The sequence below is a fragment of the Janthinobacterium goodfellowi genome, assembly GCF_051380695.1.
GTDB lineage: Bacteria > Pseudomonadota > Gammaproteobacteria > Burkholderiales > Burkholderiaceae_D > Janthinobacterium.
In genome coordinates, this window is record NZ_JBNYXN010000009.1 from 19,866 (window position 1) to 32,319 (window position 12,454).

Sequence of the window (12,454 nt, forward strand, 5' to 3'; positions counted from 1 at the left end):
CTTCTTGTTCTTTATCAGGCGACCAGGGGACGGGGATCTTTCAGGTATTGCTCGCGGATGGCCTTGGCCGACCAGTAGGTCAGCGCGCAGGCGAGGCCCGTCGGGTTGTAGCCGATGCCGACCGGGAACACGCTGGAGCCGACGGCAAACACGTTGTGCACGTCCCAGCTTTGCAGGTAGCGGTTGACGACGCTGGTCTTGCGGTCCGCGCCCATGGCCGTGCCGCCCGCCCAGTGCGTGGTCTGGTAATTGCGCAAGTCGAGGTGGTCGCCCACGCTCTTGACGGACACCTTGATCGATTCCGGATTCATGGCTTCGGCCACCTTCATCATCTTATCGGTGACGAAACGGCTCATCTTGATGTCGTTTTCCTTCCAGTCGAAGGTAAAGCGCAGCAATTGCTGGCCATACTTGTCCGTGTAGGTCGGGTCGAGGTCGACATAGCAGTCGCGGTAAGTCATGTTCGCGCCGTGGCAATCGAACGACACCGTGTTCAAATAGCTCTTCTTGACGGCCTTTTTCCAGGCAGAACCCCAGGCGGGCGTGCCGTCCGGCGTGGCAATCCCCGAGATCGGCTTCGAACCGGCCGGGTTGCACCAGGCGGGCGAGCCGCCGACAAAGCCCAGCGGGCCATGGTCGAAGTTGTCGCCATTCCAGTCATCGAGCGCGACACCGGTGCCGCCGGCGCCGATGAAGGGGTTCGTGTTCGTGTCTTCCTTGAAGAAAGTCTGGATGGTGGACATCATCTGGTAAGCGATATTACGCCCCACCACGCCCTCATTGCTGACGGGGTCGTATGGCTTGCCGATGCCCGACAGCAGGAACAGGTGCGCATTGTTGTAGGCAAACGCACTGGCGATGACCAGGTCGGCCGGTTGCTCGACGGCCTTGCCGTCCGCATTGATGTAGGTCACACCCGTGGCGCGTTTCTTGCTGCCGTCGAGGTTGATGCGCACGACGTTGCAGTTGGCGCGCAGCTCGAAGTTCGCCACCATGCGCAGGGCCGGCATGATGTTGACGTTGGGCGACGCCTTGGAATAGTTGTAGCAGGCGTAGCCGGAGCAGAAACCACAGAAGTTGCACGGGCCCATCTGGCAGCCGTACGGGTTCGTGTACGGGCCGGAGGCGTTCGACGAGGCGTTGACGAAGGGGTGGTAGCCGACGGCCTTGGCCGCGCGGCGGAACAGTTCGGCCGTGTACGGCACTTTTTGCGGCGCCAGCGCGTAATTGTCGGAGCGGTCGCCCTCGAACACATTGCCATCGCCGACGACGATGCCGTTCACTTTGTACGCCTGGCCCGAGGTGCCAAAGACTTTCTCGACGAAATCGAAGTGCGGCTCCAGCTCGGCATAGGTCACGCCAAAGTCCTGGATCGTCATGCCTTCGGGGATGAATTTCTTGCCGTAGCGGCGTTCGTAGTGGCTGCGGATTTGCAGCTCTTCCGGCAGGACGCGCCAGTGCATGCCCGACCAGTGCAAGCCCGCGCCGCCCACGCCCGTGCCGGGTTTGAAGGCGCCGATCTGGCGGTAGGGCACGGCCACGCCCGTGATGCTGTGGCGGAAGGTGAACGTGCTCTTCGACATATCCTGGAACAGCTTGCTGCGCTGGATATAGGTCAGCTCGTCGAGGGTCTTCGGATAGGCGCCGTCGGGATAGGTGTCGCGGTACTCGCCCCGTTCCAGCGCAACCACGTTCAAGCCCGCTTCCGTCATTTCCTTGGCCATGATGGCGCCGGTCCAGCCGAAGCCGACAATCACGGCATCGACAGGCTTCATTTTTACATCTGCTTTGATATCACTCATGATGGTTTTTCTTTTTCTTTGATCTGCTACGAATAACTGAAAAGGTTCAGGGCAAGGCGCATTGCCGCAGGCAGTACGCTAGTACGACCAGGCAGTGCAACGCCGCCATGGACGTTTTCAGGCGATGGATACTGGAGGCAACGGGTATTTCTTGCCGTACTGTTCCACCCAATCCATGTAGTCGGCGCGGGCGCCAGGAAAGCCCACCATCTTCCAGGCCAGCATGTCCTTGTTACCGCCGTGCACGGGGTCGCAAAAATAGCCTTCGCGCGTGTTTTGCAGCAGCTGGTTGAAAAAGACCTTGGCCGGCACTTCGCCGATGTCCAGGCTGCCCTTTTGCAATTGCGTGATGACGGCGTCGCGCTCGGCCGCGTTCAGCTGGACGAAAGGCTTGCCGGACTGCTTGTTGACGGCCGCATTGACGCCGGCCAGGGCGCTCTTGTACAGCTCGCGCGGCGCCATGTGGAACTGGTAGCCGAACTGTTCGATCGAAGGGACGAACGGGCCCTGCATATACCACAGCGCGCCATACGCGTAAGGCGTGTTCATCTGCGCGTCGATGAATTCATGCGCACCCGATTCCAGCGCGCCCGGCCCTTCGCCATCGGCGGGGATCAGCCGGTCGACCAGCGCCGTCAAGGTGGCCCATTCGGTGGCGTCGAAAAAGCGCGGTTTATAGGCAGGCTGGTCTTTGGAGACGGCCATGGCCAGACCGCCGCCGGCGCCGGCCAGCAAGGCCACGGCAGGCGCGGCGCCGACGGCCTTGCGCAAGAAGTGTCGCCGATGGGGCGAAATCCCGATGATTTTCATAGGTTGTCCTCAGGCGGCACGAGCCGCCACAGTGATGGATGTGGGAGTCAGAAAGAAAATGCGGACATGCGCCGCTGAGATGGCAGATTTCACGTAGAGATGGCTCGGGTATCGCGGCGCGGTGCATCCGCCTGCCGGTTAATTGATCAAGGTGATTGACAAGCGGTAGCATTACATTTACGGTGCGCATCGTACCATAATTAAAAGAAACATTCAGAGACAGGTTAGACGTGATCAAAAAAGAGGCGCCGGTGCGGGGCCGCCCGCGCAAGGCGGGCGTGGAAGATGCGGTACTGGAAGCGATCGTCATGCTGGTGCGCCAGCATGGACTCGATGCGGTGACGATACAGATGGTGGCCGACGCTGCCGGCGTGGGGCGCCAGACGATCTACCGGCGCTGGCCGCGCCGCGAAGACATGCTGCTCGACGCGCTCGTCAAGCGCACGGCGGAAAAGCTGCAGCGCGCGCTCGACATGCCGGACGGCCAGGAAATCGAGGCGATCTGCGCGCGCATCTTCGACAACCTGAACGCCGACGGCCGCTTCACCTGCGACTTATTGGTGCTGATCCACAATGATGCGGCGGCGCAGCTGCGCTTTCGCGAGCAGATCGTCGCGCCGTGGATCACCCTGGTAGTGCAGCGCCTGGTCAACATCGGCGTGCGCGCCGACCTCGACCTGCGCCTGTTCGCCTTCATGCTGCAATCGGCGCTGGTGTACCAGATGCAACTGGGCGGCCAGCTCGACGATGCCCTGCAGGAGCGTTGCTGCCGCTTTATCCGCAGCATGTTGTAGCTCTGGATATAATCGTGGCGTAACCCTCTTCGCCACCACCAGAAAGCCAGTCCATGAGCCATGTATTTCCCGCCAGCCTGCAAGCGCCGCGCAGCCGTTTAAGCAGCAACGGTCCCGAACTGTCGCGCATCGTCGCCGGCATGTGGCGCATCGGCGAGTGGAATATGTCGGCGCAGCAGCGTTTGAGCTTCATCGAGCAATGCCTGGCGCTGGGCGTATCGAGTTTCGACCATGCCGATATCTATGGCGACTACAGCGCCGAAGGCCTGTTCGGCGAAGCGCTGGCCCTGCAGCCGGGCTTGCGCGACAAGATGGAACTGGTCAGCAAGTGCGGCATCAAGCTGCTCTCGCCGCACCGTCCCGGCCATGCCATCCAGCATTACGACACGAGCGCGGCGCACATCACCAGTTCCGTGGAACACAGCTTGCGCCAGTTGCAGACGGACCGCCTGGACTTGCTGCTGATCCACCGTCCCGACCCGCTGATGGATTTCGACGAGATCGCCGGCGCGTTTACCCAGCTGCAGCAGGCGGGCAAGGTGCTGCACTTTGGCGTGTCGAATTTCAGCCGCCATCAGTTCGAGTGCCTGCACCGGCGCTTCCCGCTGGTGACGAACCAGGTGGAATTTTCGCCGCTGCACGTGGCGCCCCTGTTCGACGAAACCTTCGACGGCTTGCAGGACGTGGGAGTGGCGCCGATGATCTGGTCGCCGCTGGCCGGCGGCCGCCTGTTCCAGGGCGGCGACGCGAATGTGGAGAACTTGCGCAATGTCATCAAGCAGATCGCCGACCAGCTGCAGCGGCCGTTTGCCAGCGTGGTGTTTGCGTGGATCATGCAATTGCCATGCCGCCCCCTGCCGCTGACGGGCACGGGCCGCATCGAAGCCGTGGGCGTGGCCGTGGAAGGCACGCAGTTTTCGCTCAGCCGCAGCGACTGGTTCGCCATCCTGCGCGCCGCGCGCGGGCACGAGGTGGCTTAGTCGATCTCGTCCGGGTCATTAAAAACCTGGGGTAAGGCGATACCGCGCCAGCCCAGGTGCCACGCCAGGTTCAGCGCCAGGGTGGCGGCGATGTAGACGGCGAAGAACAGTGCAAAGAAACTGGTCTTCAGCCACACCAGCAGGGCGATGGCAACGATCAGCACCAGCAGCGCGGCCAGGCTTTTCTTTTGCTTGGAGCTGGGGAAGCGCAAGGTCGACACCATCAGGCTGCCCACGCCGACGAGCAGCAGCATCAGCAGATAGCTGTGCAGCATGGAATCGATGGGCGCCGGCCAGGCCACCACCACGGCCGCCACGCAGGCGGCGCCGGCCGTGATCGGCATGCCGACGAAATACAGGGGGTCCGTGCGCCCCACATTCACATTGAAGCGCGCCAGGCGCATGGCGCCGCACGCGACAAAGAAGAAGCTGGCCATGCCGCCAAAGCGCAGCAGCAGCGGATCGTGCACGCCCATCTGCACAAAACCGTAGCAATACAACAAGACGGCCGGGGCGCAGCCGAAATTCATCACGTCGGCGATGGAATCGAGCTGCACGCCGAACTGCGAGCTGGTGCCCGTCAGCCGGGCCACATAGCCGTCGAGCGCATCGAACACGCCGGCGAGCACCAGCAGCGCCGCCGCCAGGCGGTAGGCATCCGCATCGCCGACTCCGGCGTTATCGACGGAAATGACGATGCTGGCAAAACCGCACGCTATCGACAGCAAAGTCACCATGCTGGGCAAGGCGTATTTGGCGCGCTGCAGGCGCGACTTGGGCAATGTGTTCAAATTATGGGCAATCAAAGTAGCGGGATGGGGCAATGCAGCGGCAAACGCTGCGCTACACTCATTCTACCCTGCGCGGCGGCGGCACCGTCCCCGCACGAGCGTGACATATCTTTTCATCGATGCTCTACGAGGTCGCAAAATACCTTAGAATCGTTTTACAGGGCAGTACGCTGTCCGCCCACCTATACAGGAGTCGACTTGATTGCCTCGTCACTGCGTTGGAAATACTGGATACCCGCCCTGCTGAGCGCAGCCCTGCTGAGCGCCTGCGGCGGCGGCAGCGATAGCGGCAATACGTCGCTGAGCACCTCGACCCCGGCCGGGCAACTGACGCAGGAGCCTGGCGCTCCCGTCCTCAGCAATAATATCGCCACCGATGGTTTCAACTGGTTCAATTACCGGCGCAGCCAGATCGGCCTGTCGCCACTGGTGCGCAATAGCCTGATCGACAGCGCGGCCCTGGGCCATTCCAGCTATCTCAATCTCAACAGTACGGTGGCGCACGAGCAGGTGCAGGGCAAGCCCGGCTTTACGGGCGTCAAGCTGGGCGACCGCCTGGCCAAGGCCGGCTACGTCGTCACCTCGCTGCAGGGCGAAGTCATCGCCGGCGCCAGCAACACGTCCGGCTTTTACCTGGCCGAAGAGCTGGTCACGGCCATCTATCACCGCTTCGTCATTTTCGAGCCGCTGTTCAAGGAAGGCGGCGCGGGCGCGGCCGTCAGCGGCAGCGGCTATGCGTATTTCACCACCGACCTGGCCGGCAACCGCAGCTATGGCCCCGGGCTGGCGGCGGCGCAGATCGTCACCTATCCCTTCAGCGGACAGCAGAAAGTGGCCGTCAGTTTCTCCAGCGATAACGAATCGCCCGATCCCGTGCCGAACCAGGACGTGGTTGGCTACCCGATCAGCGTGCATGCCAACTACGGCACGCCCGTCAGCGTGACGGCGTTCAGCGTGCGCCAGCGCGGCGCCGCCACGGACCTGGCCGTGCGCCTGCTCACCAGCAGCAACGATGTGCATACGCCCGTCTCGGCCGCGTCCATCATCCCGCTGGCGGCCTTGAACGCGAACACCAGCTATGACGTGAGTTTCATCGGGAAAGTCAATGGCGCGGACGTCACGCAGAGCTGGTCATTCAGCACGCGCTAGGGCGACTCGCCCCGCCAAGCGGGCGCAGCGTCATGGACGACTGGATGTAAAATGGTGGTTCCTGCTTTACAGCAATTGACAAGTTTTGGGGCGCTCTGCACAGCATGCTGAAACCACACGCCACTTGCGATGATGATGCCGCCGTTGCGGCATCCGACATGGTCCGTATTCTCGACGTCGAGAACGGACTGGGCCGCATCATGGGCGACCGCATCCTGTACCTGAAAATCCTGCGCCGCTTCCTGCATGACCACGGCACCACGCCGTGCCAGATCCGTGCCGAATTCGACACGGGCAACTACGCTTCCGCGCGCCTGAAGGCGCATACCCTGAAAGGCGCCGCCGGCATGATCGGCGCGCGCCACGTACATAGCCTGTCGGAAACCCTGGAAGCGGCGCTGCGCGCGCAGGCGCCCGACCTGGCCCAGCAGATGCAGCAACTGGAACTGGCGCAGGATCAATTGCTCGGCGCGGTCAGCAGCATGCTGGGCACGCCCGAGGCAACGCACACGGCGGCGCAGGACGTGGCGCCCGACCCGGCCGCGCCCGCCATCCAGCTGCTGCTGGCGCGCCTGGCCAGCCATCTGCGCGAAGGCGACGGCGCCGCCATCGACATCCTGGAAAACTCGGCCAGCCTGCTCGCTGCCAGCCTGGGCGTGAACGTCTACCAGGAAGTGGCAGCCGCCGCGCACGAGTTCGATTTCGACGGCGCCCTGGCGGCCCTGCTGCGGCGCCGCTAAGTAATCCTCGGGAAATTATTGTGAATTTATGACGAACAGAACCGGATGCTGTGCAAGGCGCCCGCTGCGACGCAGTGCGAGCACTGCCAGCAGCGGGCAACACCGCAGAGCGCCGGTTATGGAAGTCAGAAAACACAATAATTTATTGGGGGTTACTTGGCGCTCAGCTGTTGAACTGCGCCTCTTCCGCATACGCCACGCAACAACTCTTGCAACAGAAACGGCGCACGGCATCGAGCGGCTTGTCGCAGTACCAACATGCGCCTTTCGGCGGCAGCACTGCGATCAATTGCGGCAGGGAAGGCAATGGCGGCGCCGCCATCCCCCTGCTTTCCACGACTTCCGGCTGTTCGCTGTCCATGGCGCTTCCTTTCCTAGCGGCACTTCAAGGCCGCTCAGCAAGATTACGTCAGCGCAGTTTGAAGCCCATGACATTTCTCAACGGGGCAGATGCTAGCCTTGCTTTCGGAAGCTGCGCACGGCGTCATTGGCGTGCTCATCGATGATTTTCCGCAAGCGCGGCTGCGCCGTATACCTGGCGGCCAGGCGCTTCCATTGTCGCTGCGCCTGGCCGCACGATTGTTCGACGGCTTGCGTGATCTCGCGCTGGCGCGCCTTGTCATTGTCATCCCATTCGCCGGCAAAATGCTCGCACATTTGCGCCTGCTCAATGAACTGCGCCACGTCGCGCGGCAGCTTTTCCTCTGCCTGAGCCAGCAAGGGCAGACTGCACAGTGCGACAGCGATTAATATTTTCATCGTTGCCCCTTACTTGCCGATGCAGAAACGGCTGAAGATCACGCCCAGCAGATCGTCAGGCGAAAACTCGCCCGTGATGCTCGACAGTTGCACCTGCGCCAGGCGCAGCTCTTCGGCGAACAGGTCCAGCGACTGGTCGTCCTGGGCCGCGTGCGCGGCGGCGATATCCAGATGCTTGCCGGCCGATTTCAAGGCGATCAGATGGCGTTCGCGCGCCAGGTACAGCGATTCGCCCGTCTGCTGCCAGCCGGCGATGCGCAAGAGCTCGGCACGCAGCAGATCGATGCCGATGTGCTCGTGCGCGGAAAGATACACGTGGGTGGCGTCCGGCATGTTGTCGACGCCGGGCTTGTGGCCGGAGAGATCGATCTTGTTCCACACGCGCACCACGGGCACGCCTTCGGGGAAGGCCGCGACGATGGTTTCATCGGCCAGCGTGGGGCCATGGTCGGCGTCGAGCAGGTGCAAAATCACGTCCGCCTTGCCAATCTCGCCCCAGGTGCGCTCGATGCCGATGCGCTCGACGGCGTCGATGGTGTCGCCCGCGCTGCGGATGCCGGCCGTGTCGATGATGTTGAGCGGAATGCCTTCGATCTGGATGGTTTCGCTGACCTTGTCGCGCGTGGTGCCGGCGATCGGCGTGACGATGGCCACGTCGGCGCCCGCCAGCGCGTTCAACAGCGACGATTTACCCACGTTCGGCTGGCCGGCCAGCACGACATTCAAGCCTTCGCGCAGCAGCGCGCCCTGCGCCGCCTGAGCAAACACTTTATGCAAGGCTTCGATGACGGCTTTCAATTGGCCGCGCGCGTTCGATTTTTCCAGGAAATCGATTTCCTCTTCCGGGAAGTCCAAAGTTGCCTCGACCAGCATCCTTAAACCCGTCACCTGCTCCACCAGCGCGTGGATCGTGTTGGAAAACGCGCCCGACAGCGATTGCGAGGCGGACTTGGCGGCCGCTTCCGTGGAAGCGTCGATCAGGTCGGCGACGGCTTCGGCTTGCGCCAGATCAAGCTTGTCATTCAAAAACGCGCGGCGCGTGAATTCGCCCGGTTCGGCCAGGCGCAGGCCGCTATCCTTGCCCGCTTCGAGCACGCGCGCCAGCAGCAGCTGCAGCACGATGGGGCCGCCGTGGCCCTGCAATTCCAGCACGTCTTCGCCCGTGTACGAATGCGGGCCCTTGAAGTGGATGGCGATGCCCTGGTCAATGATGGCGCCATCGCTTTCCGTGAACGGCAGATAGGTGGCGTGGCGCGGTTTCAGTTGCTGCGCGCCAAACAGGGCCGTCATCAAGGGTGCGAGGTTTTTGCCAGAGGCGCGTACCACGCCGATGCCGCCGCGCCCGGGGGCGGTGGCGATGGCGGCGATAGGGGAAGAGTCGAGTTTCATGGGGATATTGTAATAGGTACGGCAAGGGAAGGTGCAGCAACGTAGGTCGGCTTGGCGCGCAGCGCGTAAGCCGACGCAGCACACGCTGGCGATAGTGTCGGATTACGCGTGGCCTTGCCACGCTAATCCGACCTACAAGAATTAAAAAGCCCGCACTAGGCGGGCTTTCTGTTCGCTGGCCGGACTTACTTGGCGGCTGGCGCGTATTTCTTGGTGATCACCCATTGCTGGCCGATCGACAGGACGTTGTTGACGACCCAGTAGAGTACCAGGCCCGACGGGAAGAAGAAGAACATCACCGAGAATGCCAACGGCATGAACAGCATCATCTTCGCTTGCATCGGATCGGCCGGGGCCGGGTTCAGCTTGGTCGTGATGTACATCGAGATCGCGTACAGCACCGGCAGGATGCACCATGGGTCATGCTGGGCCAGGTCGGTGATCCAGCCGATCCATGGCGCGCCGCGGATTTCCACGGACGCGTTCAGCACCCAGTACAGGGCGATAAAGACGGGCATCTGGATCAAAATCGGCAGGCAGCCGCCCAGCGGATTGATCTTTTCCGTCTTGTACAGCTCCATCGTGGCCTGGTTCATCTTTTGCGGATCGCCCTTGTAGCGCTCGCGGATCGCCTGCATCTTCGGCGTGACCAGTTTCATCTTGGCCATGCTGCGGTAGCCGGCGGCCGACAACGGGAAGAACGCCAGCTTGATCAGGATCGTGAAGGCGATGATGGTCCAGCCCCAGTTGCCCAGCACGCTGTGGATGTGTTCCATGACCCAGAAGATCGGCTTGGCGATGATGGTCAGCCAGCCGTAATCCTTGACCAGTTCCAGGCCAGGGGAAACGTTTTCCAGCAGGTGCGCGATTTGCGGACCCGAGTACAGCTTGCTGTCCATGCTGGCCGTGGCGCCTGGCGCCAGGGTAGGCAGTGGCAGCACGTTGCCGATGGCGTACAGGTTGGTGCCGAGCTTTTTCGTGAAGATATCGCGCTTGGCGTTTTCAGGCGGAACGAAAGCGGACACGAAGAAGTGTTGCGAAATCGCAAACCAGCCGCCATTCGCCGTGGCCGGATGCAGGCCCTTCATGGCGTTGTCGTTGCCCTTCTTCTCGTCTTCCACGGCCGCTTTTTCGATTTTCTCGAACGTCAGCTTCTGGTACTTGTCTTGTGGCGTGTACAGAGTCGGGCCCGTGAAGCTGCTGTTGAAGAACGAGTCGCCGACCGGTTTGTTGCCGTCATGCGTCAGTTGCAGGTACAGCTGCGGCGTGACAGGGGCCGCGCCCACGTTGGCCACGTCGTGGCGCACGTCGATGACGTAGTCGCCGCGCTTGAAGGTAAACGTCTTGGTCAGCTTGACGCCGCCTTCGACCGCTTCCATCACCAGTTGCACTTGCTTGCCGTCACCCAAGGTGCGCACGCCAGGCTGCACGGTGAAACCGCTCGCGTGGGTGGGGAACGGACCGCCGACCAGGCCCGACTGCGCCAGGTAGGTGTGGTTCGCGCCTTCGTCGAACAGCACTTCGTTTTGCTTGCCTTCATCAGGCTGGCACCATTTGAACAGGCCGAAGCAGCCGCCGAACCAGCCCGGATTGCCCGCGCCCTTGAATTTCAGCAATTCCAGACGCTTGACCTGGCCGCCCAGGGTGTCGATATCGACCTTGATGACGTCGGTGGTGATGGTAATCACTTCGCGCTTGAACGCGGCGGGATCGGTCGCTTCGCCAGGCACGGCGGTCGCGCCGGCAGGAGCCAGGGCGGCCGTCTTGGCCGGGGTGACAGGCGCCTTGGCGGTTTGTTCCGTGTTCGCGGAGAACATCGACGGCTTGCCGTTCGAGATCATCCATTCGTTCCAGAGAATTACCAGCGAGACGGAAAACACGATCCACAGGATGGTACGTTTATTGATATCCATTAGGGTATTTGTCAGGAGTGGTTGCAACCGCAAGCGGTCGTTGAAGATTGTTTGCCATCGGCCGGCGGCACCGGGTCGACGCCCCCTTCATTCCAGGGGTGGCAACGGCACAGGCGCTTGGCAGCCAGCAGGCTGCCCTTGGCCGTACCGTGCACGCGCAGCGCTTCCATCGCGTAATGCGAACAGCTCGGATAGAAACGGCAATTCTGTCCCAGCATGGGGCTGATCAGCAACTGATAAGCGCGCAGCAGGAACAGCAGCAGGGTTTTCATGGCGCGGATGGTGGTGGCGCAGCAACAGAACGGGCCTGGGCGGCGATTTGCGCCGCGAACAGGCGGCTCAATTCCTCACGCAGCTCGGCTTTGAGCTTGCTCGTGGTGGCCGGGCCATCCTTGCTGTTGACGGCGCGCGACAAACGCACCACGCAGTCGACCGGCGGCATCGCGCTGTTGCGAAACAGCTCGCGCGTGACGCGCTTGATCGTGTTGCGGGTCGCCGCGCGCGGCGCGAAACGCTTGGCCACAACGACGCCCAGCCGCGCATGCGGCAATTGATTGTGTCGGGTGTACAGCACAAAATGCGCTGTTTTTTGCGAAGGGCGCAAACGAAAAACGGATGAAAATTCATCCGTTTTAACGATACGCCGAAAGCGCGCGAAGTCGTGTGAACCTTCGCGTTGATTGCCGACTGGAGTACAGCTAGCCACGCGATCAGCTGTCAACGACAAGCCTAGACGGCCAGACGTTTGCGGCCCTTTGCGCGACGTGCGTTGAGCACATCACGGCCACCACGGGTAGCCATACGAGCGCGGAAGCCGTGCGTACGCTTGCGGCGAACGACGGAAGGTTGGTAAGTACGTTTCATGTTGGTCTCGCTAAAAACAAAAAAAATGCAAAATCGGGTCTGACGTCCCGTCAGTTTTTGGTGCCAATGACAATCGCGCACTTATGCCAAAGCACAAGCTGGCCAATCTCATCGCCCGCTTGAACGCGCACCAAATCTACTACGCGGAGTGATTTGCGGCCTCCGGTGCTCACTGTGCCTTCGCACAGTTGCGCGCCTCAGCCACAACTCATCACCGCTCGCTACGATTTGGTACTGCGTCGTTAATCCACGCTTAGTCCATATTGTCGTTCCAAATGAATAAACACGGAATACGGGCGGGGAACCCTGAATTATTCAGCATATGCCCCCCTCTTGTCAAGGATTGCCGTGATCGCCTGGAAATTTGCGCGCGGCTCCCCACCTGCGCCGCAGGCCGCGCCAGCACTGCCTGTGACGGGATAACCGGGGGATAAGTCGCCTCTTATGCACATGGCGCCCCACC

General features: G+C 61.9%; 14 protein-coding genes. 4 read left to right on the top strand and 10 right to left on the bottom strand.

Annotation, left to right across the window (positions count from 1 at the left end; all coding sequences use genetic code 11):
- Nucleotides 1-14 precede the first annotated feature (14 nt).
- Together ACQ4WQ_RS26270 and ACQ4WQ_RS26275 are read right to left on the bottom strand one after the other, a co-directional pair.
- Entirely contained in the window at nt 15-1,802 is a 1,788-nt protein-coding gene (locus ACQ4WQ_RS26270) for a GMC family oxidoreductase (RefSeq protein ID WP_414654701.1), read from the bottom strand.
- Between the two features lie 117 nt (nt 1,803-1,919).
- On the bottom strand, nt 1,920-2,612 hold the full coding sequence (locus ACQ4WQ_RS26275) for a gluconate 2-dehydrogenase subunit 3 family protein (RefSeq protein WP_326456739.1): 693 nt from the start codon (nt 2,610-2,612) through the stop codon (nt 1,920-1,922).
- 230 nt (nt 2,613-2,842) lie between these two features.
- Here ACQ4WQ_RS26275 and ACQ4WQ_RS26280 point away from each other — a divergent pair, with 230 nt between their 5' ends.
- Nucleotides 2,843-3,406 (top strand): TetR/AcrR family transcriptional regulator, encoded by a 564-nt coding sequence (locus ACQ4WQ_RS26280; protein WP_326456740.1) that lies wholly within the window; start codon nt 2,843-2,845, stop codon nt 3,404-3,406.
- Nucleotides 3,407-3,459: 53 nt separating this feature from the next.
- Nucleotides 3,460-4,386, top strand: coding sequence for an aldo/keto reductase (locus tag ACQ4WQ_RS26285; RefSeq protein WP_326456741.1), 927 nt, complete (start codon nt 3,460-3,462; stop codon nt 4,384-4,386).
- Here the strand turns inward: ACQ4WQ_RS26285 and pssA are convergent.
- Nucleotides 4,383-5,153 carry a CDP-diacylglycerol--serine O-phosphatidyltransferase gene (gene pssA / locus ACQ4WQ_RS26290; RefSeq protein WP_414654702.1) on the bottom strand — a complete coding sequence of 257 codons (771 nt, stop codon included), beginning with the start codon at nt 5,151-5,153 and terminating at the stop codon, nt 4,383-4,385. The two genes, ACQ4WQ_RS26285 and pssA, sit on opposite strands and share 4 nt — an antisense overlap.
- Before the next feature lie 222 nt (nt 5,154-5,375).
- On the opposite strand from pssA, the gene ACQ4WQ_RS26295 reads away from it, so the two are divergent.
- Together ACQ4WQ_RS26295 and ACQ4WQ_RS26300 are read left to right on the top strand one after the other, a co-directional pair.
- On the top strand, nt 5,376-6,326 hold the full coding sequence (locus ACQ4WQ_RS26295; RefSeq protein WP_436501099.1) for a CAP domain-containing protein: 951 nt from the start codon (nt 5,376-5,378) through the stop codon (nt 6,324-6,326).
- A 104-nt stretch (nt 6,327-6,430) separates the two neighbouring features.
- Complete coding sequence (locus tag ACQ4WQ_RS26300) at nt 6,431-7,066, top strand: Hpt domain-containing protein (protein ID WP_326456743.1); 636 nt, start codon at nt 6,431-6,433, stop codon at nt 7,064-7,066.
- Between the two features lie 163 nt (nt 7,067-7,229).
- Here the strand turns inward: ACQ4WQ_RS26300 and ACQ4WQ_RS26305 are convergent, their stop codons facing one another.
- The 7 genes from ACQ4WQ_RS26305 to rpmH all read right to left on the bottom strand — a co-directional run bounded on the left by ACQ4WQ_RS26305 (nt 7,230) and on the right by rpmH (nt 11,991).
- Nucleotides 7,230-7,427 carry a hypothetical protein gene (locus ACQ4WQ_RS26305; protein ID WP_326456744.1) on the bottom strand — a complete coding sequence of 66 codons (198 nt, stop codon included), beginning with the start codon at nt 7,425-7,427 and terminating at the stop codon, nt 7,230-7,232.
- A gap of 92 nt (nt 7,428-7,519) precedes the next feature.
- Entirely contained in the window at nt 7,520-7,825 is a 306-nt protein-coding gene (locus tag ACQ4WQ_RS26310) for a hypothetical protein (protein ID WP_436501102.1), read from the bottom strand.
- Nucleotides 7,826-7,834: 9 nt separating this feature from the next.
- Nucleotides 7,835-9,214, bottom strand: a complete 1,380-nt coding sequence (mnmE, locus tag ACQ4WQ_RS26315) for a tRNA uridine-5-carboxymethylaminomethyl(34) synthesis GTPase MnmE (RefSeq protein ID WP_436501104.1) — start codon at nt 9,212-9,214, stop codon at nt 7,835-7,837.
- A 185-nt stretch (nt 9,215-9,399) separates the two neighbouring features.
- Entirely contained in the window at nt 9,400-11,127 is a 1,728-nt protein-coding gene (gene yidC / locus ACQ4WQ_RS26320; protein WP_326456747.1) for a membrane protein insertase YidC, read from the bottom strand.
- A gap of 11 nt (nt 11,128-11,138) precedes the next feature.
- Complete coding sequence (gene yidD, locus ACQ4WQ_RS26325; protein WP_034754335.1) at nt 11,139-11,399, bottom strand: membrane protein insertion efficiency factor YidD; 261 nt, start codon at nt 11,397-11,399, stop codon at nt 11,139-11,141.
- A complete protein-coding gene (rnpA, locus tag ACQ4WQ_RS26330; RefSeq protein ID WP_076569540.1) occupies nt 11,396-11,848 on the bottom strand; it encodes a ribonuclease P protein component in 453 nt (150 codons plus the stop codon). The genes yidD and rnpA overlap by 4 nt, the downstream gene beginning before the upstream one ends.
- Before the next feature lie 8 nt (nt 11,849-11,856).
- Complete coding sequence (rpmH, locus tag ACQ4WQ_RS26335; protein WP_010401996.1) at nt 11,857-11,991, bottom strand: 50S ribosomal protein L34; 135 nt, start codon at nt 11,989-11,991, stop codon at nt 11,857-11,859.
- Between the last annotated feature and the right edge of the window lie 463 nt (nt 11,992-12,454).

What these genes read in the sequence shown, in the direction of transcription:
- ACQ4WQ_RS26270 (WP_414654701.1), bottom strand. Translation starts at nt 1,802, where the DNA reads ATGAGTGATATCAAAGCAGATGTAAAAATGAAGCCTGTCGATGCCGTG.
- ACQ4WQ_RS26275 (WP_326456739.1), bottom strand. Translation starts at nt 2,612, where the DNA reads ATGAAAATCATCGGGATTTCGCCCCATCGGCGACACTTCTTGCGCAAG.
- ACQ4WQ_RS26285 (WP_326456741.1), top strand. Translation starts at nt 3,460, where the DNA reads ATGAGCCATGTATTTCCCGCCAGCCTGCAAGCGCCGCGCAGCCGTTTA.
- ACQ4WQ_RS26300 (WP_326456743.1), top strand. Translation starts at nt 6,431, where the DNA reads ATGCTGAAACCACACGCCACTTGCGATGATGATGCCGCCGTTGCGGCA.
- ACQ4WQ_RS26305 (WP_326456744.1), bottom strand. Translation starts at nt 7,427, where the DNA reads ATGGACAGCGAACAGCCGGAAGTCGTGGAAAGCAGGGGGATGGCGGCG.
- ACQ4WQ_RS26310 (WP_436501102.1), bottom strand. Translation starts at nt 7,825, where the DNA reads ATGAAAATATTAATCGCTGTCGCACTGTGCAGTCTGCCCTTGCTGGCT.
- mnmE (WP_436501104.1), bottom strand. Translation starts at nt 9,214, where the DNA reads ATGAAACTCGACTCTTCCCCTATCGCCGCCATCGCCACCGCCCCCGGG.
- yidC (WP_326456747.1), bottom strand. Translation starts at nt 11,127, where the DNA reads ATGGATATCAATAAACGTACCATCCTGTGGATCGTGTTTTCCGTCTCG.
- yidD (WP_034754335.1), bottom strand. Translation starts at nt 11,399, where the DNA reads ATGAAAACCCTGCTGCTGTTCCTGCTGCGCGCTTATCAGTTGCTGATC.
- rpmH (WP_010401996.1), bottom strand. Translation starts at nt 11,991, where the DNA reads ATGAAACGTACTTACCAACCTTCCGTCGTTCGCCGCAAGCGTACGCAC.